The 20,284-nt window shown below is 54.1% G+C and carries 21 protein-coding genes, 1 pseudogene and 1 riboswitch; of the genes and pseudogenes, 10 read left to right on the forward strand and 12 right to left on the reverse strand.

Annotated features, from left to right (window positions below; all coding sequences use genetic code 11):
• Positions 1-165: 165 nt before the first annotated feature.
• On the forward strand, positions 166-1,050 hold the full coding sequence (gene htpX / locus PGR23_RS02890) for a protease HtpX (RefSeq protein WP_045390374.1): 885 nt from the start codon (positions 166-168) through the stop codon (positions 1,048-1,050).
• 70 nt (positions 1,051-1,120) lie between these two features.
• On the opposite strand, the gene PGR23_RS02895 is transcribed toward htpX, so the two are convergent.
• Positions 1,121-2,491 (reverse strand): MFS transporter, encoded by a 1,371-nt coding sequence (locus tag PGR23_RS02895; RefSeq protein WP_396279563.1) that lies wholly within the window; start codon positions 2,489-2,491, stop codon positions 1,121-1,123.
• Positions 2,492-2,668: 177 nt separating this feature from the next.
• Between PGR23_RS02895 and kdgR the strand changes: the two genes are divergently transcribed.
• Positions 2,669-3,460, forward strand: a complete 792-nt coding sequence (kdgR, locus tag PGR23_RS02900; protein ID WP_396279564.1) for a DNA-binding transcriptional regulator KdgR — start codon at positions 2,669-2,671, stop codon at positions 3,458-3,460.
• Between the two features lie 43 nt (positions 3,461-3,503).
• Here the strand turns inward: kdgR and PGR23_RS02905 are convergent, their stop codons facing one another.
• Positions 3,504-3,743 carry a YobH family protein gene (locus PGR23_RS02905; protein WP_015705933.1) on the reverse strand — a complete coding sequence of 80 codons (240 nt, stop codon included), beginning with the start codon at positions 3,741-3,743 and terminating at the stop codon, positions 3,504-3,506.
• Positions 3,744-3,902: 159 nt separating this feature from the next.
• On the opposite strand from PGR23_RS02905, the gene mgrB reads away from it, so the two are divergent.
• The 6 genes and pseudogenes from mgrB to rlmA all read left to right on the forward strand — a co-directional run bounded on the left by mgrB (position 3,903) and on the right by rlmA (position 8,210).
• Positions 3,903-4,046, forward strand: coding sequence for a PhoP/PhoQ regulator MgrB (gene mgrB / locus PGR23_RS02910; protein ID WP_015366032.1), 144 nt, complete (start codon positions 3,903-3,905; stop codon positions 4,044-4,046).
• 74 nt (positions 4,047-4,120) lie between these two features.
• Positions 4,121-4,411, forward strand: a complete 291-nt coding sequence (locus PGR23_RS02915) for a YebO family protein (RefSeq protein WP_047066877.1) — start codon at positions 4,121-4,123, stop codon at positions 4,409-4,411.
• Positions 4,412-5,051: 640 nt separating this feature from the next.
• A pseudogene (locus PGR23_RS02920) lies at positions 5,052-5,196 on the forward strand (DUF2627 domain-containing protein).
• A 12-nt stretch (positions 5,197-5,208) separates the two neighbouring features.
• Complete coding sequence (gene cspE / locus PGR23_RS02925; RefSeq protein ID WP_001062678.1) at positions 5,209-5,418, forward strand: transcription antiterminator/RNA stability regulator CspE; 210 nt, start codon at positions 5,209-5,211, stop codon at positions 5,416-5,418.
• A 190-nt stretch (positions 5,419-5,608) separates the two neighbouring features.
• The gene (ftsI, locus tag PGR23_RS02930; protein WP_045390382.1) at positions 5,609-7,354 is read left to right on the forward strand and encodes a peptidoglycan glycosyltransferase FtsI; all 1,746 of its coding nucleotides are present in this window, start codon (positions 5,609-5,611) and stop codon (positions 7,352-7,354) included.
• A 61-nt stretch (positions 7,355-7,415) separates the two neighbouring features.
• Complete coding sequence (gene rlmA, locus PGR23_RS02935; RefSeq protein WP_047077762.1) at positions 7,416-8,210, forward strand: 23S rRNA (guanine(745)-N(1))-methyltransferase; 795 nt, start codon at positions 7,416-7,418, stop codon at positions 8,208-8,210.
• A gap of 3 nt (positions 8,211-8,213) precedes the next feature.
• On the opposite strand, the gene mntP is transcribed toward rlmA, so the two are convergent.
• The 5 genes from mntP to manX form a co-directional block, all read right to left on the reverse strand.
• Entirely contained in the window at positions 8,214-8,780 is a 567-nt protein-coding gene (gene mntP, locus PGR23_RS02940; protein ID WP_045390386.1) for a manganese efflux pump MntP, read from the reverse strand.
• A gap of 61 nt (positions 8,781-8,841) precedes the next feature.
• Positions 8,842-8,991, reverse strand: a riboswitch (yybP-ykoY riboswitch).
• Between the two features lie 199 nt (positions 8,992-9,190).
• Positions 9,191-9,649 carry a DUF986 family protein gene (locus tag PGR23_RS02945; protein WP_045390389.1) on the reverse strand — a complete coding sequence of 153 codons (459 nt, stop codon included), beginning with the start codon at positions 9,647-9,649 and terminating at the stop codon, positions 9,191-9,193.
• A 95-nt stretch (positions 9,650-9,744) separates the two neighbouring features.
• On the reverse strand, positions 9,745-10,596 hold the full coding sequence (locus tag PGR23_RS02950) for a PTS mannose transporter subunit IID (RefSeq protein WP_015366038.1): 852 nt from the start codon (positions 10,594-10,596) through the stop codon (positions 9,745-9,747).
• Positions 10,597-10,608: 12 nt separating this feature from the next.
• Positions 10,609-11,409, reverse strand: a complete 801-nt coding sequence (locus PGR23_RS02955; protein ID WP_015366039.1) for a PTS mannose/fructose/sorbose transporter subunit IIC — start codon at positions 11,407-11,409, stop codon at positions 10,609-10,611.
• Between the two features lie 55 nt (positions 11,410-11,464).
• Positions 11,465-12,430, reverse strand: a complete 966-nt coding sequence (gene manX / locus PGR23_RS02960) for a PTS mannose transporter subunit IIAB (RefSeq protein ID WP_045390392.1) — start codon at positions 12,428-12,430, stop codon at positions 11,465-11,467.
• 445 nt (positions 12,431-12,875) lie between these two features.
• On the opposite strand from manX, the gene yoaE reads away from it, so the two are divergent.
• Positions 12,876-14,435: a CNNM family cation transport protein YoaE gene (gene yoaE / locus PGR23_RS02965; protein WP_045390395.1), complete on the forward strand. Its 1,560-nt coding sequence runs from the start codon at positions 12,876-12,878 to the stop codon at positions 14,433-14,435.
• A gap of 16 nt (positions 14,436-14,451) precedes the next feature.
• Here yoaE and PGR23_RS02970 read toward each other — a convergent pair whose 3' ends face one another.
• The 4 genes from PGR23_RS02970 to pabB form a co-directional block, all read right to left on the reverse strand.
• On the reverse strand, positions 14,452-16,047 hold the full coding sequence (locus tag PGR23_RS02970) for an EAL domain-containing protein (protein ID WP_396279565.1): 1,596 nt from the start codon (positions 16,045-16,047) through the stop codon (positions 14,452-14,454).
• A gap of 130 nt (positions 16,048-16,177) precedes the next feature.
• Positions 16,178-17,542: an L-serine ammonia-lyase gene (gene sdaA / locus PGR23_RS02975; protein WP_015705929.1), complete on the reverse strand. Its 1,365-nt coding sequence runs from the start codon at positions 17,540-17,542 to the stop codon at positions 16,178-16,180.
• Positions 17,543-17,705: 163 nt separating this feature from the next.
• Positions 17,706-18,284: a CoA pyrophosphatase gene (locus PGR23_RS02980; protein WP_015705928.1), complete on the reverse strand. Its 579-nt coding sequence runs from the start codon at positions 18,282-18,284 to the stop codon at positions 17,706-17,708.
• Between the two features lie 3 nt (positions 18,285-18,287).
• Entirely contained in the window at positions 18,288-19,643 is a 1,356-nt protein-coding gene (pabB, locus tag PGR23_RS02985) for an aminodeoxychorismate synthase component 1 (RefSeq protein ID WP_213797653.1), read from the reverse strand.
• Between the two features lie 85 nt (positions 19,644-19,728).
• On the opposite strand from pabB, the gene PGR23_RS02990 reads away from it, so the two are divergent.
• Positions 19,729-19,914, forward strand: coding sequence for a YoaH family protein (locus PGR23_RS02990; RefSeq protein ID WP_015366046.1), 186 nt, complete (start codon positions 19,729-19,731; stop codon positions 19,912-19,914).
• Here PGR23_RS02990 and PGR23_RS02995 read toward each other — a convergent pair whose 3' ends face one another.
• Positions 19,915-20,259 (reverse strand): RidA family protein, encoded by a 345-nt coding sequence (locus PGR23_RS02995; RefSeq protein ID WP_015366047.1) that lies wholly within the window; start codon positions 20,257-20,259, stop codon positions 19,915-19,917.
• Positions 20,260-20,284: the final 25 nt, after the last annotated feature.

Raw genomic sequence — 20,284 nt, forward strand, 5'->3', positions numbered from 1 at the left:
ACAAAAATGTCAACACTCTCTCAGGGTGTCAGCGATATGCTACAAAATGTAAAGTTGTGTCTTTCTCGTGACTTAGCAGGGCCTGATAGTTGAAAATTAGCATCTGACCCATACGATATGGGTATCGCATAGTGCGTTTTGTTAAATCGAGGTAAAAAGAATATTATGATGCGAATCGCGCTTTTCCTGCTGACTAACCTGGCAGTCATGGTGGTATTTGGCCTGGTGCTTAGCCTGACGGGGATCCAGTCGAGCAGCATGACCGGCCTGCTGATCATGGCGCTGCTGTTTGGTTTTGGCGGCTCGATCGTTTCGCTGCTGATGTCGAAATGGATGGCGCTGAAGTCGGTTGGTGGGGAAGTTATCGAGCAGCCGCGTAACGAAACTGAGCGTTGGCTGATGAACACCGTCGCGCAGCAGGCGCAGCAGGCGGGCATCGGCATGCCGCAGGTGGCGATTTATCACGCCCCGGACATTAACGCCTTCGCCACCGGCGCGCGCCGCGACGCTTCTCTGGTCGCCGTGAGCACCGGCTTGCTGCAGAATATGAGCCGTGATGAAGCGGAAGCCGTTATCGCTCACGAAATCAGCCATATTGCCAATGGCGACATGGTCACCATGACGCTGATTCAGGGGGTAGTGAACACCTTCGTTATCTTTATCTCCCGCGTTATCGCGCAGATTGCGGCTGGTTTTCTCGGCGGTAATCGTGAAGATGAAGGCGAAAGCAGCAACGGTAACCCGCTTATCTACTTTGCGGTCGCTACCGTACTGGAGCTGGTGTTTGGTATTCTCGCCAGCATCATTACCATGTGGTTCTCGCGCTACCGTGAATTCCACGCCGATGCTGGTTCCGCCAAACTGGTCGGCCGTGAGAAGATGATTGCTGCGTTGCAGCGCTTGAAAACCAGCTATGAACCGCAGGAAGCGAGCAGCATGATGGCGTTCTGTATCAACGGTAAAGCGAAGTCGATGAGCGAACTGTTCATGACCCACCCGCCGTTGGATAAACGCATTGAAGCGCTGCGCAGCGGGGAATACCTGAAATAATCTGGCGTGCAGACGTTGAAAATAAAAATCCGCAGCTTTCGGGCTGCGGATTTTTTTTGGCTGTGCGTTATCAGGCGGCGCGCGGTTGAGTTACGCGTAGCCCGCTGATGGCGGCGGCAACCACCGCCAGGGCGCCTGCCAGCAGAAGCGCGGTATGGGTGCCGCTATCGCCCGCCAGGTTAAACAGCAGGGCGACCAGCGCGGCGCCGCTACTTTGTCCCAGTAAGCGTGCGGTACCTAACATGCCGCTGGCGCCTCCGCTGCGATGGCCTGGCGCGGAGGAGACAATAGTATGGTTGTTTGGCGACTGAAACAGCCCGAAGCCCGCGCCGCACAGCGCCATCCGCCAGATAATATCGAGGTCGGAAGGGGAAGAGGGTAATAGCGCAAGGCCAAACAGGCCGCAGGCCATGATCAGCAACCCCATTGCCCCCAGTAGCCCGGCATGAACTTTCTCTATCAGGTAACCCGCCAGAGGGGCCATCACCATGGTCGCCAATGGCCACGGCGTTAACAGCAGCCCGGTCTCTACTTCACTGCGTCCTATAACGGTTTGCAGGAAAAAGGGCAGGGATACCATCGCCAGCATCTGGGCGCAAAATGAACAGATCGAGGTGCAGATAGAGAGCGAAAAGATCGGAATTCGCAGTAAATCAACGGGTAGCAGTGGTACCGGCATGCGCAACTGCCGTCGCACAAAGAAGAAGCCGATAATCAGCATGGCGATGACTTCCGCGAGCACCAGATAACCGGATTGCCCCTGGGCAAAGCCGCCGAGCGCCGTGATGAGCAGCCCGAAGGTGAGAGCGTTCATGATCGCGCTCGGCAGATCGAAACGGGTAATTTTGCTGGCGGCGCTGTTGGGCGGCAAAAAACGCATAGCGAGGAAAATAGAAATAATCCCCAGCGGTACGTTGATTAAAAACAGCCATTGCCAGGAGGCGAGCGAAAGAATAGCGGCGGCAATGGTTGGCCCCGCGGCGGAGGATACGGCGACAACGAAAGAGTTGATGCCCATTCCGCGTCCTAGCTGCCTTTTAGGATAGATAAGGCGAATCAGCGCCGTGTTGACGCTCATCAGCGCCGCGCCGCCTAAACCTTGAGCCACTCGCGCCAGCGTCAACATCTCAAGGCTTCGGGAAAGTGCGCAAATCAACGAGGTGATAGTAAATACCACCAGACCGATTTTATAGATGCGCCGATAGCCAACCATATCGCCAAGAAACGATAGCGGTAGGAGGGCGATGACAATAGCGATTTGATAAGCGTTGACTATCCAGATTGACGATGCCGGCGAAGCATTGAGGTCGGTGGCAATCGTCGGCAGGGCGACGTTGGCGATAGCGCCATCAAGTACGGCCATCGTCAAGCCTAAAACAATCGTCAGAATGGCGCCGTAGCGCTGCGGCGCCGACAGGCCATCCAAAAATTTTTTATCCATGTGAAGTTTAAGTCTTAGAGGAAACTATTTTCTGATTAATGATTTTAGCATTGATTATTCAACCATAAGTCGCAGATTTGTAACCAACTCGCAGAACAACGATTGCGACGGTCATAATGTGAATTTATAATAAAAAACAGTTCTGAATTTTATAAAACAGTTACGATGAGGTGAACAATGGCAGCTGCTGATATGGATAAACAGCCAGATTCTGTCTCTTCAGTATTAAAAGTTTTTGGCATCCTGCAGGCTTTGGGCGAAGAGCGTGAGATTGGTATCACCGAATTGTCACAGCGTGTGATGATGTCTAAAAGCACGGTGTATCGTTTTTTACAGACTATGAAGTCGCTGGGCTATGTCGCACAGGAAGGCGAGTCTGAGAAATATTCTTTAACGTTGAAGTTGTTCGAGCTTGGCGCGCGGGCATTGCAGAACGTTGATCTGATCCGCAGCGCTGATATCCATATGCGCGAAATTTCGCGTCTGACTAAAGAGACGATTCACCTCGGCGCGCTAGATGAAGACAGCATCGTTTATATCCACAAAATTGATTCCATGTATAACCTGCGGATGTATTCGCGTATCGGTCGTCGTAATCCGCTGTATAGCACCGCCATTGGTAAAGTGCTGCTGGCGTGGCGCGAGCGGGCGGAAGTCGAGCAAATCATGGAGGGCGTGGAGTACAAACGTAGCACCGAGCGAACCATTACCGATACCAGCGAGCTGTTGAAAGTGCTGGACCAGGTGCGCGAGCAGGGCTATGGCGAAGACAATGAGGAGCAGGAAGAAGGATTACGCTGTATTGCGGTGCCGGTCTTCGATCGCTTTGGCGTGGTGATTGCCGGCTTGAGTATTTCCTTCCCGACGCTGCGCTTCTCTGAAGAACGTTTGCACGAGTATGTGGCGATGCTGCATGCCGCCGCGCGTAAGATTTCCGAGCAGATGGGTTATAACAATTATCCGTTCTGATAGTCAGCGGGAGCTACAGCGCGATGCTGTAGCTCCACTGGTATTAACCCTGATCGATAACCTTCACGCTTTTGCGCAGAATCGGGCAGTTGGTAATGCCGATAATACCGCTATCAGAGTGAACATATTGTGCGGTGGTGATGCCTTGCGCCGTCAGGTATTTGCACTGTAGTCCCAGCCCGCCAGCATTCTGATTGCTGCCAATTAATACGCCATAACCGCTTAATAATACGCCAATCCAGACGATCGCCAGTATGACAATAGAGCGAATGATCAATCGCATTGTTGCCTCGTTATTTGTATGATCCTGACGTTTATTCTGGCACGAACATTATTTGATACAAGTCTATGATTCCTAAACTCGCCTTTCGTATTACAGTTAGCCGCGGTTTAAGAAGGCCGTGTTATCCTGGCAACATCTGATTATGGTACGGAGAGTGGAGTGAAAAAATTACGCTGGGTTTTGCTGATTGTTGTCATAGCGGGCTGTTTACTGCTGTGGACTCAGATGCTTAACGTAATGTGCGATCAGGATGTGCAATTTTTCAGCGGTATTTGCGCTATTAACAAGTTCATCCCCTGGTAAGGCATTTTTGTGCCGACGGATTTTCTTCTGCCGCGCGGGTGGTAGAATGAACGCCTTCTCTTTGAGGTGGTGAAATGAGTGAGTTATTGAATCCTGGGATTGTAAGTCTGGCGTCTCTGGCGCTTTCCGTTGTACTGCTGCTGGTGGGGTTGCTGCTGTGGTTCTTTGTGAATCGCGCCAGTTCACGTAGCAATGAGCAAATCGAACTGCTGCAGTCGCTGTTGGATCAACAAAAGCGGCAGAATGCGCTGCTGCGCCGTCTCTGTGAAGCCAATGAGCCGGAGAAAGCAGAGGTTGCTGAACCTTCAGCGGCTGAGAAGGAGAAAAACGACGACGATTTCATTCGTCTCGTTGCCGAACGTTAAGTTGATGAACAGGTGTGCACATCATGTGCGCGCCTGTGAGTGTCATAAAATTTAGCTATAACTTATTCTTATATAATCCCTTATTCCGCCTCAAACTGTTTCCGTTTAATGGATTAAACATCCATGCTCTATTTCACATATTGAATAATCTTTTGAGCTAATCAAAAAAAGTAATAACGAAACGTTTCTATTGCTTGCTGGCAATACGTTGTCATTAATGTTTCATTATTAACGTCTATTTTAGCGAATATTTGTGTCGTAACGAGTTAGCGGTTTAATTAACTCTACTACTGGCATAGTTCAGGCGATTTCCTCTTGTTCTTCAGCGCCATTTTCGCATCATTATGCACAATACGCCGCTGCGCCCCCTTAAATATGGCAGTTCGTATACGTACGTACCTGGACGAACAGAAGTTGTTGAGCTATGGTAAAAAAGTTGCATTTATCAGGCATACGTTATTGTTTGTTTGGTAACAATGCAAAGATAAGCCAGGCGCGGCAAAGACGCATAAATGTGCAGGCGATCAAATGATTTCCTGATAATTTGTGCGAACGATCGTGACACGTTTAAAAATGGCTTGCCATTATTTACGTTGTGTGTGATAACACGTTTCGGGTTAAACGAGGTACAGTTCTGTTTATGTGTGGCATTTTCAGTAAAGAAGTCCTGAGTAAACACGTTGTCGTTGAATACCGCTTCTCTGCCGAACCTTATATTAGTGCCTCATGCAGTTATGTGTCAGTTTTATCTATGTAAGCACCTGCGGGTGAAGAAAACAGTTTAAGGAATTTTGCAAATGGCAAAGATTAAAGGTCAAGTTAAGTGGTTCAACGAGTCTAAAGGTTTTGGCTTCATTACTCCGGCTGATGGCAGCAAAGACGTGTTCGTACACTTCTCTGCAATCCAGGGTAACGGCTTCAAAACTCTGGCTGAAGGCCAGAACGTTGAGTTCGAAATTCAGGACGGCCAGAAAGGTCCGGCTGCAGTTAACGTAACTGCTATCTGATTCAAGACCACTCATCTTGTAAGAAAGCCTCGCTACTGCGGGGCTTTTTAGCATCTGTTGCAAAGTATTTCCAATATTTCCCCTCCGACGCGCTTTGTTGCAAAACATCACCCTTATTAGCACTGTTTAGCAGTCTGTTTTGCCAATTTTCTGTTAAATCAGGTGGTTGCAAAATAATGCTGGAGCTACGGTGCAAAAGAATAAAAGTAAGTCCGCCACAAATTTTCTCCCTATCCGTTTTGGGTTGCTGTGTGTGGCGATTTTGGGATGTCTTGGATTTCTGCTGGCGAGGGTTGGTTGGCTGCAAATCGTCTCTCCGGATAATCTGGTTAAACAAGAGGATATGCGTTCGCTGCGCGAAGAACCCATTGCCGTAATGCGCGGAACTATCAGCGATCGTGAAGGACGCCCGCTGGCGGTGAGCGTGCCGGTAAGCGCAATCTGGATAGATCCACAGACCATGCTGGAGAAGGGCGGCGTCGGCTATGGCCCGCGCTGGCAGGCTATGGCGGAAGCATTGCATCTCGATCTTATTGAGCTCTCTCATCGGGTGCAGTCGCATCCCCATGCCCGATTCCTCTATCTGGCGCGCCAGGTTAATCCGGAACAGGCCGACTGGATCGATAAATTGCATCTCCCGGGCGTTTATTTGCGCGATGAGTCCCGCCGTTTTTATCCGGCCGGACACGTCGCCGCCAACCTGCTGGGCTTTACCAACGTAGATAATCAGGGGATTGAGGGAGTTGAGAAAAGTTTTAACAAACAGCTCATGGGCACGCCTGGGCGTCGGCTGGTGCGCAAAGACCGCCACGGTCATGTGATAGAAAATATTACCGAGCAGGCCCCCGTTCCGGCACATAACCTGCAACTTAGTATCGACGAGCGGCTGCAAACGGTCACGGAGGATGCGCTGGATAATGCCGTGCGTTGGAATAAGGCGGAATCAGGCGCGGCGGTGTTGATCAAGATTGATACCGGCGAAATCCTGTCGATGGCCAGCTACCCGGATTTTAACCCTAATAACCGCGACAGCGCCCAGCTCGATGATTTTCGAAATCGCGCTATCAGCGATACCTTTGAGCCGGGTTCAACGGTCAAACCGCTGGTGATTATGACCGCGTTACAGCAGGGTATCGTGCAGCCGGATAGCGTCGTCGATACCCATCCCTTTACGCTTGATGGTCATCGCATCCGCGACGTGGGTTATTATCCCGAGCTGACGCTCACCGGTATCCTGCAAAAATCGAGCGATACAGGAGTTTCGCACCTCTCACTGGCAATGCCGGTGCAACACTTGATCGACACTTATAAGGCCTTTGGCTTTGGCGACCCGACCGGGCTTGGTTTGACCGGCGAAAGCTCCGGGTTAATGCCGCATCGCCGTTATTGGGGTGAGCTGGATCGCGCCACCTTCGCCTTTGGCTATGGACTGATGGTAACCCCGCTGCAGCTGGCGCATGTCTATGCGACGATCGGCGGTTACGGTATTGAGCGCCCGCTGTCGATAACCCGTATCGACCCGCCTGTCATCGGTACGCGAGTCATGCCGCAAGAGATCGTGCATGAAGTTGAACATATGATGGAGAGCGTGGCGCTGCCGGGCGGCGGCGGGACAAAAGCGGCGGTACGTGATTATCGGATAGCGGTGAAAACCGGCACGGCGAAGAAAATTGGCCCTGACGGAAAATATATCGATAAATATGTCGCCTACACCGCCGGCGTGGCGCCGGCCAGTCAGCCGAAGTTTGCGCTGGTGGTGGTGATAAACGACCCCAGCAACGGTAAATACTACGGTGGGGCGGTATCCGCGCCGGTGTTCAGCCAGATCATGGGCGATGTGTTACGTCTGGAAAACGTGATGCCAGACGGTATGCCGCAAGGCTCTGAGAATCTTATCGTCATGCATAACCGCGAGGATCTGGCTCCCGCGTTGTAACAGTGGTCTGCGAGGGCGAATAGCGCTACACTTTCGCCCTTTCAGCGCCACCGGAGTTATCATGTCTTATACCTGCCCACTATGCCACGCGCCGCTTAGCCGCAGCGCAAATAGCTATATTTGCCCGCAGCGGCACCAGTTCGATCTGGCAAAGGAAGGGTATGTCAATTTACTGCCGGTGCAGTTCAAACGTTCGCGTGACCCGGGCGATAGCGCTGAGATGATGCAGGCGCGTCGCGCCTTCCTTGATGGCGGCTATTATCAACCGTTGCGTGAGGCGATTTGCGGCTATCTGCGGACTTTCGCGCCGGGCGAGCTGCTGGATATCGGCTGCGGCGAGGGATACTACACGCATGCTTTCGCCGCCATTGCCGCACGCAGTTTCGGCCTCGACGTCTCAAAGTCGGCGATCCGCGCCGCCGCTAAACGTTACCCGCAGGTCGAATTCTGCGTGGCTTCCAGCCAACGGTTGCCGTTTGCCGATCGCTCTCTGGATGCCGTCGTGCGTATTTATGCGCCCTGTAACGCGGACGAATTAGCGCGTGTAGTGAAAGCTGGCGGTTGGGTGATAACCGCCACGCCGGGGCCGCGCCATTTGATGGAGCTGAAAGGGCTGATCTACGATGAAGTTCGTCTGCATGAACAGAACCGGGAGGCAATGCCGGGCTTTACGTTGCGTCATGAGCAGCAGTTAGCGTATCCGATGCAGTTGAGCGGCGCGCAGGCGGAAGCATTACTGCAGATGACGCCGTTTGCCTGGCGAGCGAAACCGGAAGTTCGTGAGTCACTGCGCGAGCAGGAAACTTTTGGCTGCCAGACCGATTTCATGATCCACTGCTGGCAGCGCGAAGCGTAAGCGCTAAGGGGCGAAATGGCTCCACAGAATCTGTGCGCCGATACCGATTAGCACAATACCGCCGAGAATTTCGGCCCGTTTGCCGAGCAGCGGGCCGATAAAGCGGCCAACCATAATCCCCAGCGTCGACATGGTAAAGGTGGCGCAGCCGATAGCCAGCGCGGTGGCGATAATATTGACCTGCAGGAAAGCAAGACCCACGCCGACCGCCATTGCATCAAGACTGGTAGCGAATGCGGTGGTCACCAGCAGCCAGAAGCCGTGGCGGCGCGGCGCTTCACACTCCTCGTCATCACCGCCGCGAAAACCTTCAATGACCATTCGCCCGCCGAGAAACACCAGCAGTACGAACGCGATCCAGTGATTCCACTCCAGCACAAACTGGCTCGCCAACATGCCCAGGCCCCAGCCGACCAGCGGCGTCAGGGTTTCGATCGCGCCGAATATAAGACCGGTACGCAGCGCTTCGGAGAACTTAGGTTTATGCAGGGTGGCGCCTTTACCGATAGAAGCGGCAAACGCGTCCATCGACATGCCGAAGGCAAGAAGAATAGTGGCAGATATGTTCATGAGCGTGTCCTGACCGGGGAATATCCATATGACACATCGCTGCCCCCAGTAAACATACGCGGAGCTTGAGCATAACGTACAGCAGTGATGTATCTATGGTCTCGCCTGATTGAACGACCGCTCAACCCGTACGTGCCACGTTTTGCAACGAGTATGTTGACACGTACATTTTCCACCTGCGGAAAATCGGCTACTCCCCAACGACGGGCGCAACCTTAACATATTTTTAGAAGATAAAACAATCACAGAAAAATAATATTAGCAACAATAAATGATAACGATTTTCATTTAAAATATTCAGTGAAGGATTGGTTAAATAATATAACGAGGATAGGTGAGTAAATATAGCCATGGCTATATATTCCGACAGCAATAAATGACGGAAATATAGCGCAGGCTATCTTTGTAACTTATTGACTAGTAACAAGTAATTTGTATATTTTTTCCAGGTCGTCGATATTTCGTACGCGAATAAGCAGGCGCCGCTGCTCTAATTGCATCACCAATACGCCGTCTTCCGACAAATTCATTGCTTTAATGCGCGGATATTCAATCCACACGTTGGCAAAGAAAAAGCCGTTCTTTTTGAACAAAATTCGCGGCGTACGGATCCAGAACAGATATAGCCCCATTAATGCCAGCGCAGATAATAACCAGGTGGTGATTATTTCACCGTGGCTGGCGATATTGTTGTAGATGAGAATTGCCGTCAGGCCGACGAAAATCATCCCGTCGACCCGTCCACGACGCAGCAGGGGGATTGATAGCAGGGTGGGGCCATGGCGGCGCGGCATGATGAATTGGTCGTAGATAGCGAAAGCCACCAGGGCGACGATAAACAGAATGAGCACCAGCTCCGTGATTGCCATTGATCCTCCAGGCTGCGTGGGCCTTCGCACAGGCGCACGTTTTAACGCTAAAAAAAAACCGGGGACAAAGCTGTCCCCGGCCTACAACGTGACGATTATTGACCCAGCAGGCCGACCGCGTAGCCGGCGATACCGATGACGAAGAAGCCAACGATGATCCACAGCGGGTTGACTTTCTTACGCAACAGCCACATACAGGCGAAGGTCAGCAGCAGTGGCACCAGTCCCGGCATCAGCTGGTCAAGGATGGTCTGCACGGTGGTCACACGAGTCTGACCATCCTGACCGGTGATAGTGGAAACCACCAGCGGGATATTAACGTGCGTCCATTTGTTGACCAGAGCTCCCATGACAAACAGGCCGAGGATTGACGCCCCCTCAGTCAGTTTCTGCAGGAAGCCGCCGCCCATATCCTTAACGATGTCCACGCCTTTACGATAGCCATATGCTACGCCGTAGTAGCGGGTCAGCAGACGCACGGCATTGAACAGGATAAAGAATAACAGCGGACCGAGCAGGCTACCGCTCATCGCGATACCGGCGCCGAGCGCGGCGAATACAGGGCGTACGGTACCCCAGAAGATCGGGTCGCCGACGCCTGCCAGCGGCCCCATCAGGCCAACTTTGATACCGTTGATTGCGCCATCGTCGATTTCCGCGCCGTTAGCACGCTGCTCTTCCATCGCCAGGGTTACGCCGAGTACCGGCGCCGCGACGTACGGATGGGTGTTGAAGAACTCAAGGTGACGCTTAATAGCCTGCTTACGCGCATCGTTGTTCTCAGGGTACAGGCGACGGATTGCCGGAACCATAGAGAAGCAGAAGCCCAGCGCCTGCATACGTTCGAAGTTCCATGAACCCTGGAACAGGTTAGAACGAATGAACACGCCACGAATATCACTCTGAGTGAGTTTTTTCTCGGTGGTATTTTTAGTCATATCAACCATTTCGCTCACCTGTTAGTCCAGTTCGTTATCGAGATCGTTGTTACCAGCCGCCTGAGCCGGGGCACCCGCTACGCGGTTATATTTCGGGCTCAGCTGAATGTAGAGAATGGCCATGACGGCACCAATCACCCCCAGCGCAACCAGGTTGAAATTGGTGAAGGCCGCGGTGACGAAACCGAGGTAGAAGAACGGCATCAGGTAGCCCGCGCGCATCATGTTGATGACCATCGCGTAACCGACGACGACGATCATACCGCCCGCGATGTTCAGACCGCCAGTTACCACTTCCGGAATAGCGTTCAGCAGACCCTGAACTTCGCTGGTGCCGACAGAGATGGCTACGATAACCGCCGGGATGGCGATACGCATCGCCTGCAGGAACAGCGAGGAAACGTGCAGCCAGGAGATGGCCGTCAGGTTACCGTTTTCAGCGGCTTTATCCGCCGCGTGCTGGAAGGCAACGGTGATGGTACGCACGATAATGGTCAGAACCTGGCCTGCCGCCGCCAGCGGGATAGCCAGCGCGATACCGGCGCCGATGCTTTGGTGGCCGGCGATAACCAGTACGGTAGAAATAATGGACGCCAGCGCGGCATCAGGCGCAACCGCCGCACCGATGTTCATCCAGCCCAGGGCGATCATTTCCAGCGTACCGCCGATGATGATACCGGTTTTCATGTCGCCGAGAACGGCGCCGATTAAGGTACAGGCGACCAGAGGACGGTGGAACTGAAATTCATCAAGTACCGACTCCATACCCGCAATACACGCGACGATGAACACCAGCACAATCTGAAGAAGGGTAATCTCCATTGTACTTCTCCTGTTGATTAAGTCTTAAAGTGAAAATTGGCTCGCGAGCGCCGGGTTATTTATCCACCTTGGCGATCAAATCCATCATTTTCAGTTTCTGGTCGGTGGAAACTTTGCGCGCTTCCAGTTCAATACCGCGGGCATTCAGTTTTTTGAATGCTTCGATATCGGTTTCATCGACCGAAATCGCGTTATTCACCTGCGTTTTACCCTGACGGAAAGCCATACCGCCGATGTTGACGCTGGTAATTTTCACGCCGCCTTCAACAATACGTTCAACGTCCGTTGGGTTGGTAAATAGCAGCATGACGCGTTCGCCGGCGTATTTCGGGTTGTTGTAAACGCGAATCATCTTCGCGACATCAACAACGTGAGCGGTCACGCCCGGAGGAGCCACCTGGGTCAGCAGCGTTTTACGCACCGTATCGGCGGCGACTTCATCGCTGACCACGATAATGCGGGTGACGTTGGTCTCTTTGGTCCAGCGGGTCGCAACCTGGCCGTGGATAAGACGGTCATCGATACGCGCCAGGCCAATCACCATGTAATCATTTGGACCCATCGGTTTAGCGGGTGTCGCCGCTTTTGGCGCGGCCGCCTGCACCGGTGCCGCTTTTTCAACCGGTTTGGCTTTCAGCGCTTTCACGCCTTCGCTACCGGTTTCCACCGCCAGCGCCACCAGCTCATCAAACGACGGATCGTCGTCGCGGGCCATGAAGGTTTCGACCAGCATCGGGACGTTGACGCCAGCGATCACTTCATAGTTTTCTTTATCAACAACAATGCGGCTTGCCGCGTTGAATGGACTACCGCCCCACGTATCGACGAGGAACAGCACGCCTTTTGTGGTATCCAGTTTTGCCAGCTGTGCATTGTACTTTTCGATCAGCGTTTCGGCGTTTTCACCGGGAACGAAATCGATCCAGCCAACGTTTTCCTGCTCGCCCAACAGCATTTCTGCGGTTTTCAGCAGTTGTTCTGCAGCCCAACCATGTGTGCCTATTACAATAGCAATCGTCACTTGCTACCTCCGTTATTATGGTGAATGCATCATCTGGTCTGATACATCCTGAATCACTCTTGTGGAAAAATCGATTCAGTAAGGGTGTAAGATCTAATTTAATTACTACCGCGAATTATTTTAGATAGTGAAAAAATAATTAATGTGATGGAGCTCCGTAAATTACGCTTCGATAATCAATAATTTCGCAGCGCAAAAAATAGCCTTAGCTATTGCAAAGACAGGTAAATTTTTGCCAATTCTGCGCTATATTTTGCTATGTTTAGCTTCCGTTTAATTACTCAGGAGTATAGGGCATAGCCCGCCGTATGGACCGTCATCGACGTCTTTTCACCCTCAGGCACTCGTCTGCCGCCTCTACCTCACACGCTTTTTTACCAGCAACTATTGTTTCGCCGGTGCATGACATCGCGATGACTACCGCTGTCGTTAACGGGAGCCGCTCATGGAATTCTTAATGGATCCCACCATTTGGGCTGGCCTGCTGACGCTGGTGGTCCTCGAAATTGTTCTGGGTATCGATAACCTGGTCTTTATCGCCATCCTTGCCGATAAACTACCGCCAAAACAGCGTGATAAGGCACGTATCATCGGCCTGTCGCTGGCGCTGATTATGCGTCTGGGGTTGCTCTCGGTTATCTCGTGGATGGTCACCTTGACCAAGCCTTTGATAAGCATAGGCGATTTTTCGTTCTCCGGGCGCGATCTGATCATGCTGGTCGGTGGTATCTTCCTGCTATTCAAGGCGACGACAGAGTTGCATGAACGACTGGAGAACCGCCAGCATGATGCTGGCCACGGCAAAGGCTATGCCAGCTTCTGGGTGGTAGTGCTACAAATTGTGGTGCTGGATGCCGTCTTCTCGCTTGATGCGGTGATTACCGCCGTCGGCATGGTGAACCATTTGCCGGTGATGATGGCTGCGGTCGTTATTGCGATGATCCTGATGCTGTTGGCTTCGAAGCCGTTAACCCGCTTCGTGAACCAGCACCCGACGGTTGTCGTGCTGTGTCTGAGCTTCCTGCTGATGATTGGTCTGAGTCTGGTGGCAGAAGGCTTTGGCTTCCATATTCCTAAGGGCTATTTGTACGCGGCGATTGGCTTCTCGATAACCATTGAGTTCTTTAACCAGGTGGCGCGGCGTAACTTTATCCGCCACCAGTCGACGTTGCCGCTGCGCGCGCGTACCGCTGATGCGATTCTGCGCCTGATGGGCGGTCGCAAACAGGCGGCCGTCGCGCACGATAGCGATAGCCCGGCGGCAGTGCCGGTGCCGGAAGGCGCGTTTGCTGAAGAAGAACGCTATATGATTAACGGCGTGCTGACCCTGGCGCAGCGTTCATTGCGCAGCATCATGACCCCGCGAGGCGAAATTAGCTGGGTGGATGCTGAGCAGAGCGAAGAAGAAATTCGTCGCCAGCTGCTTTCGTCTCCGCACAGCATGTTCCCGGTTTGCCGCGGCGAGCTTGATGAAATCATCGGTATTGTACGCGCCAAAGAGATGCTGGTGGCGCTGGAAGCGGGGGAGAACGTTGCCGCAATGGCTTCCGCTTCTCCGGCGATTGTGGTGCCGGAAACGCTGGACCCGATCAACCTGCTGGGCGTGCTGCGCCGGGCGCGCGGTAGCTTTGTCATCGTCACCAACGAATTTGGTGTGGTGCAGGGGCTGGTGACGCCGCTGGACGTCCTGGAAGCGATTGCCGGTGAGTTCCCGGATGCGGATGAAACGCCGGAAATTGTGCTGGATGGCGAGGGGTGGTTAATCAAAGGCTCAACCGACCTCCACGCGCTGCAGCAGGCGCTGGGGCTGGACGACCTGGTCAACGAAGACGATGATATCGCTACCGTTGCCGGGCTGGTTATCTCCGCGAACGGCCATATCCCGCGGGTAGGCGATGTTGTGGAACTGCCGCCGCTGCAGTTTACCATTGTTGAAGCGAACGATTACCGCGTCGATCTGGTACGGGTTATTAAAACCGTACACGATAACGACGAAGAAGAGTAATGTCGAACCCGCCGGGCTAAACTTGCCCGGCGGGTTGTTTTTTACCCCCAGTCGCCGCCAGACGGTGTTTCTCCTCCGCCAGCCAGCGCGGAAAATCCTCTACCGGTAACGGGCGGGCATAATAATATCCCTGTAGTAAATCCACGCCGTGGCTGCGCATGTAAATCTTCTGTTCCTGAGTTTCGACCCCTTCGGCAATGGTGACGATTTTGAGCCGGTGCGCCAGGGCGATAATCATATCGGTCACCGTCGCGTTGACGCCATCAATGCCAATGGCGCCGGTATAAGACTTATCAATCTTGAGTACATCCGGGCGAAGTTTTTCCAGCCAGGACAAAGAACTGTTGCCGGTGCCGAAGTCATCAATGGCCAACTGGACGCCTTTAAAATGCAGGTGCTCCGCCATGTGGTGATCGCCCTCACGCAGGACATCGCGTTCAGTCAGCTCGACCACCAACTGCTGTACCGGATTAGCGCTGAACCAATAGGTGTGCAGATCGCGCAGCAGTTCGCCATTACTGAAATGACGCGCCGCCACGTTAATACCAATATGAAAATTGGCATCCTGCGGGAAATAATGTAGCCGGCGGGCGGTTTCGGCGATGACGTAGCGGGTCAGGGGGACTATCAGGTTGTAGCCTTCAGCAATAGGAATAAAAACATCCGGTGAGATATTGCCGCGGCGCGGATTGTTCCAGCGCAGCAAAATTTCCACGCCGCAGCACTGCTGGGTGCGTAAATCCTGCAGCGGCTGGCACCATACCTCGAACTCGTGGGCGGCGATACCCAGGGTTATTTCGCGCGAGAAAGTCATTCGTCCTGCGGTCGTCAGCCAGGCGATACCGGTCATCAACAGGCTGAACATCAGCGCCAGCGGTAATTCAGCGGGCAGCTCTTCTAAGGCCACCGCGGAGGCTCCCGGGCCGCTGATGTTGATGGTAAAGGGGAACTGGCTGGAACTTTGCCGGTAAATTATCGGCAGACCCGGCAACTGATGACTTTCGACGACGCCGACATCGCTGAGAAAGTTCTTGTTGCCTACCGTGAGGCTGATGTCGCTTATGAGCGATGATTTTTCTTTGAGAATCAATTCGCCAAGCAGCTCGATATTAATAATTAACAACGCGCCGTCGGCGCCGCTCACGGAGGAGGGATACCACTGGATCAGTACCGGCGTGCCTTTGAGCAGTGAGTTGTCGGTTGAAAAGGCCAGCAGCGGCTTTACCGTCGGCAGTGTGGGCTGTAGCTGATGAATGGCCACATGGCGCGGGCCAAAAATGCTGGAGCAGTAGGCCATCCCGGACTGAACAAGGATGATTGAGCGCACGGTCTGTAGCGTGGCTGCGGTTTTACGCAGTTCAAGATGTACATCCTGACAGGGTTTGCCGACCATACTTAGCAGGGTAGCGTGTTTTGCCGCCAGCGGTTGCAGGATATTGTCCATCGCGATCACCATATTGCGGGTCACCGTCTGGATACGCTGCTGATTTTGGCTACGCTGTGAAATAAATCGGATTGTCAGGGTGACGGCAAGCGTCAGAAATGCAACGGCCAGGCACACCAGAATGCGCTTGCGGCGATATGTCGAAATGACCTTCTGTGCATTTTGCATGCGCGGCGCCCTGTCGGCTAAATAGAGGAATAAGAGTAACAGCCGGCTTAAAGCAAGTGTAGTGGGTAAGATAAGTTGGTGGGAGAAAAAGAAAAATGCGCCCGGAAAGGGCGCATTTCACAGATGAGTTTTAGTCACACTGCACTTTGATCGCCAGGCCGCCGCGAGAGGTTTCGCGATATTTGGCGTTCATGTCTTTACCCGTTTCGTACATGGTCTCGATAACTTTATCGAGAGAGACGCGCGGTTCGCTGGTGCGGCGCATCGCCATACGCGCGGCGTTAATCGCCTTCACGGAGGCGATAGCGTTACGCTCGATGCACGGCACCTGAACCTGTCCGGCGACCGGGTCGCAGGTCAGGCCGAGGTTATGTTCCATGCCGATCTCCGCCGCCACGCAAACCTGCTCCGGGCTGGCGCCGAGCAGTTCAGCCAGGCCCGCCGCCGCCATTGAACAGGCGACGCCGACTTCGCCCTGACAGCCGACTTCAGCGCCTGAAATGGACGCGTTCATCTTATACAGCGCGCCAATCGCGCCGGACGCCATAAAGTAGCGAATATAGATATCCGGGCTGACGGACTCGATAAAGTGATCGTAATAGGCGAGCACCGCCGGAACGATACCACAGGCGCCGTTGGTCGGCGCGGTAACGACGCGGCCGCCGGCGGCGTTCTCTTCGTTGACCGCCAGCGCGAACATGTTCACCCAGTCGACAACGTTCATCGGATCGTTAGACAGTTTATCGCTGGCGACCAGCAGGCGACGCAGCGCCGAAGCACGACGCGGCACGCGCAGCGGCCCCGGCAGCACGCCTTCGGTGTTCATGCCGCGATCGATACAGGCGCGCATGGTTTGCCAGACGTTTTCGAAATAGGCTTCGATCTCTTGCTTGCTGTGCAGCGCCAGTTCGTTTTGCATCACCATGCCGGAGAGCGACAGACCGGTTTCTTTGCAATAGCCCAGCATTTCCTGCGCCGACTTAAACGGATACGGAACCTGCAGTTCGCTCGCGTCTTCTTTGCCGAAATGCTCTTCGTCGACGATAAAACCGCCGCCGATTGAATAGTAAGTTTTGCTGTAGATTTCTTTCTCGCCGGCCCAGGCATGGATAGTCATGCCGTTTTCGTGCAGCGGCAGGTTGTCGCTACGAAAACGCATGCCGTCATCCGCCGGGAAGTCGACTTCGTGTTGCCCGTTTGCCAGCAGCAGACGGCCGCGAGTTTCAACGTCGCGGATAAATGCCGGGATCGCGTCAATATCGACCGTTGCAGGCAGATTGCCCGCCAGCCCCATGATAATGGCGATGTCCGTGTGGTGGCCTTTGCCGGTTAATGAAAGCGACCCATAAACGTCAACGGCGACGCGCGTCACTTCATTAAGCAATCCCTTTTCGACCAGGTCATCGACGAACTGTTTACCGGCCTTCATCGGCCCTACAGTATGGGAAGATGAGGGACCAATCCCCACCTTGAACATGTCGAATATACTAATCACGATAACACTCCTGACAGGGTTACCGCGGTTGCGGTAACGATGTAATAACTGCGCATAGTGTAAGAGGGAACCGGGTTGTCAGCTTAACTATTCACATGAATTAAACTAATGGATAACCTTGGTTTTACTAATAGTGCGAGCGGCTTCGCATTACTTATTATAGCTAAGGGCGAGTGCCGATTTGCAGCGCCAGCTCGCGAATAATGCCGGCGGTCATTCCCCAGACAAAATAATGTTGGTACCACGATAGCCAGACGCGATGAGAATTACCGCGCCGATGGATGTCCAGCGGGTGGTAGCGACCCAGGCGCAGCGCCTCTTCCAGCGGCATTTCAAACACCGCAGACACCTCGTCCTGACTGGCATGATAGTGCAGGTCCGGGGGGATTATGCCGACCACCGGCGTCACCTGAAAGCCGGTGACGCTGTCGACCGGCGGCAGCACGCCGATCACTTCCACGGCTTCCGGCGGGATCGCCACTTCTTCCTGCGCCTCGCGCAGCGCGGCGGCAATCAATGTAGCGTCGGTGTTATCAACTGCGCCGCCGGGGAAGGCGACCTGGCCCGCGTGCTTGCGCAGCAGCGGCGAACGCTGGGTCAATAGCAGCCCCGGCTGCGGGCGCCGGACAATCGGCACCAGTACCGCCGCCTGGCGCTGGTTCAGCGACTGCGGCGAGGGCTGCGGGCGCAGCAGTTGAAAACGGGAAAGAAAGTCGTCCAGATCGAGGGCGTTAGCCGCCATGTTCTAGCTCTCCAGTTGATGCAGGATACGGTTAACTTTATCAAAAGTTTCCTGATATTCCGCGGCTTCTTCGCTGTCCGCCACGATACCGCCGCCCGCTGAGCAGTACAGTTGGCCCTGCCAGGCGGTGATCGTACGGATAGTAATGCTGGTATCCATATTGCCGCACAAGCTGAGATATCCAATGCTGCCGCACCATGCGTTGCGTCGCTGCGGTTCAAGTTCATCGATAATCTCCATGGCGCGAACTTTCGGGGCACCGGTAATGGAGCCGCCAGGGAAGGCCGCGCGCAGCAGATCGCTGGCATCAAGCGTAGCAGGCAATCGTGCGGTGATGGTGCTCACCAGGTGATGCACCGCCGGGAACGGTTCGACCACAAACAGTTCCGGTACGCGAACGCTGCCCGGCACGGCGACGCGGCCGATATCATTGCGCATCAGATCGACAATCATTAAATTCTCGGCGCGGTCTTTCGGCGAGTTGGCGAGCGTCGCCGCCTGGCGTGCGTCCTCCTGCGGGGAATCGAGTCGCGGCAGCGTGCCTTTAATGGGGCGCGTCTGGATGTCACCCTGATGCAATTGAATAAAACGTTCCGGAGACAGGCTTAAAATCGCCCCTTCCGGCAGGCGAATAAAAGCGCTGAACGGCGCACGGTTAGCGGCATTAAGCTTACAGAATGCCTGCCATTCGTCGCCGCGGTAGCGGGCCTGGAAACGCTGCGCCAGGTTGACCTGATAACAGTCGCCGCTGCGCAGATACGCCTGCACCTGGCGGAATTTTTCGCCGTACTGCTGGCGGCTCATATTCGATTGCCAGCAGGAGGTCAGGGCGAATGCTTCACCCGGCTCACATGTTTGCGACTCCAGCCACTGCAGGCGCTGTTGCGGATCGTCGTAACTGAGCAGCGATACCTGCTGGCGTTGATGATCGACGATCAGCGCCCAGTCATAAATGCCGACCGCCATCTCCGGCAGGGCGATATCAGCCTGCGCTTGCGTCGGCAGACGTTCAAAGCGACGGCCAAGATCGTAGCCGAATAACCCCAGCGCGCCGCCGAGAAACGGCAGGTTTTCATCGGCCTGCGGCGTTAACTGACAGCGATCCAACTGCTGTTGCAGCAGCTGCAGCGGATCGTCCTGCGAGACAAATTCGCCTTCACCGTCGCAGACACAGGTTTGCTCGCCGCGGGTAACCAGCGTCGCGCGCGGTTCGGCGACGATAATATCGAAACGGCTATACGGATGGTCGGCGAAGCCGGAGTGCAGCAGCATCGCCCACGGCGTGGTGCTTAACGGCGCGAAATAGCGTTCGGCGGCATCCGGGCGCCAGGGCAGGGTAATAATAGCGGGGGACAACATTAACCTCGATCCTAATGTGCCGCCCACTGGCGAAATGGCGGACGGCGTGAAATAATTACGCCCCACAATGTAGCAGGAGTGAGTGATGTTTGCAGGTTTACCTTCGCTGAGCCATGAGCAACAGCAAAAAGCGGTCGAACGTATTCAGGAATTGATGGCGCAGGGGATGAGCAGCGGCCAGGCAATCGCCCTGGTGGCCGATGAACTGCGCGCCACGCATACCGGCGACCGGATCGTAGCGCGCTTCGAAGATGACGACGAAGACGAGTAATTACGCCGCGGCGATGATTTTGATCTCAACTTTATACTGCGGCTTCATCAGGGTTGCCTGTACGGTGCAGCGCACCGGCGCGTGACCGGCAACCACCCAGGCGTCCCAGGCTTTATTCATCGCCGCAAAATCATCTTTGTTGGCCAGGAAAATGGTGGCATCAAGAATACGTGACTTATTGCTGCCCTGTTTTTCCAGCACCGCGTCAATTTGCGCCAGGGTATTGGCGGTCTGCTCAAACGCGTCGGCGTCGAGGTTTTCCGGCACCCCGGTGTAGTAGATAGTCTGGTTGTGAATCACCACATCAGACCAGCGGGCTTCGGCATCAATACGCGTAATTGTCATTTATCTTTCCTCTTTGTTCTATCCA

This window comes from Klebsiella sp. 141162 (assembly GCF_050600755.1).
Taxonomy (GTDB): Bacteria; Pseudomonadota; Gammaproteobacteria; order Enterobacterales; family Enterobacteriaceae; genus Klebsiella; species Klebsiella aerogenes.

Excerpts from the sequence above, each read along its gene's own strand:
- htpX (WP_045390374.1), top strand. The coding sequence starts at position 166 with ATGATGCGAATCGCGCTTTTCCTGCTGACTAACCTGGCAGTCATGGTG.
- PGR23_RS02895 (WP_396279563.1), bottom strand. The coding sequence starts at position 2,491 with ATGGATAAAAAATTTTTGGATGGCCTGTCGGCGCCGCAGCGCTACGGC.
- kdgR (WP_396279564.1), top strand. The coding sequence starts at position 2,669 with ATGGCAGCTGCTGATATGGATAAACAGCCAGATTCTGTCTCTTCAGTA.
- PGR23_RS02905 (WP_015705933.1), bottom strand. The coding sequence starts at position 3,743 with ATGCGATTGATCATTCGCTCTATTGTCATACTGGCGATCGTCTGGATT.
- PGR23_RS02915 (WP_047066877.1), top strand. The coding sequence starts at position 4,121 with ATGAGTGAGTTATTGAATCCTGGGATTGTAAGTCTGGCGTCTCTGGCG.
- cspE (WP_001062678.1), top strand. The coding sequence starts at position 5,209 with ATGGCAAAGATTAAAGGTCAAGTTAAGTGGTTCAACGAGTCTAAAGGT.
- rlmA (WP_047077762.1), top strand. The coding sequence starts at position 7,416 with ATGTCTTATACCTGCCCACTATGCCACGCGCCGCTTAGCCGCAGCGCA.
- mntP (WP_045390386.1), bottom strand. The coding sequence starts at position 8,780 with ATGAACATATCTGCCACTATTCTTCTTGCCTTCGGCATGTCGATGGAC.
- PGR23_RS02945 (WP_045390389.1), bottom strand. The coding sequence starts at position 9,649 with ATGGCAATCACGGAGCTGGTGCTCATTCTGTTTATCGTCGCCCTGGTG.
- PGR23_RS02950 (WP_015366038.1), bottom strand. The coding sequence starts at position 10,596 with ATGGTTGATATGACTAAAAATACCACCGAGAAAAAACTCACTCAGAGT.
- PGR23_RS02955 (WP_015366039.1), bottom strand. The coding sequence starts at position 11,409 with ATGGAGATTACCCTTCTTCAGATTGTGCTGGTGTTCATCGTCGCGTGT.
- yoaE (WP_045390395.1), top strand. The coding sequence starts at position 12,876 with ATGGAATTCTTAATGGATCCCACCATTTGGGCTGGCCTGCTGACGCTG.
- PGR23_RS02970 (WP_396279565.1), bottom strand. The coding sequence starts at position 16,047 with ATGCAAAATGCACAGAAGGTCATTTCGACATATCGCCGCAAGCGCATT.
- PGR23_RS02980 (WP_015705928.1), bottom strand. The coding sequence starts at position 18,284 with ATGGCGGCTAACGCCCTCGATCTGGACGACTTTCTTTCCCGTTTTCAA.
- pabB (WP_213797653.1), bottom strand. The coding sequence starts at position 19,643 with ATGTTGTCCCCCGCTATTATTACCCTGCCCTGGCGCCCGGATGCCGCC.
- PGR23_RS02990 (WP_015366046.1), top strand. The coding sequence starts at position 19,729 with ATGTTTGCAGGTTTACCTTCGCTGAGCCATGAGCAACAGCAAAAAGCG.
- PGR23_RS02995 (WP_015366047.1), bottom strand. The coding sequence starts at position 20,259 with ATGACAATTACGCGTATTGATGCCGAAGCCCGCTGGTCTGATGTGGTG.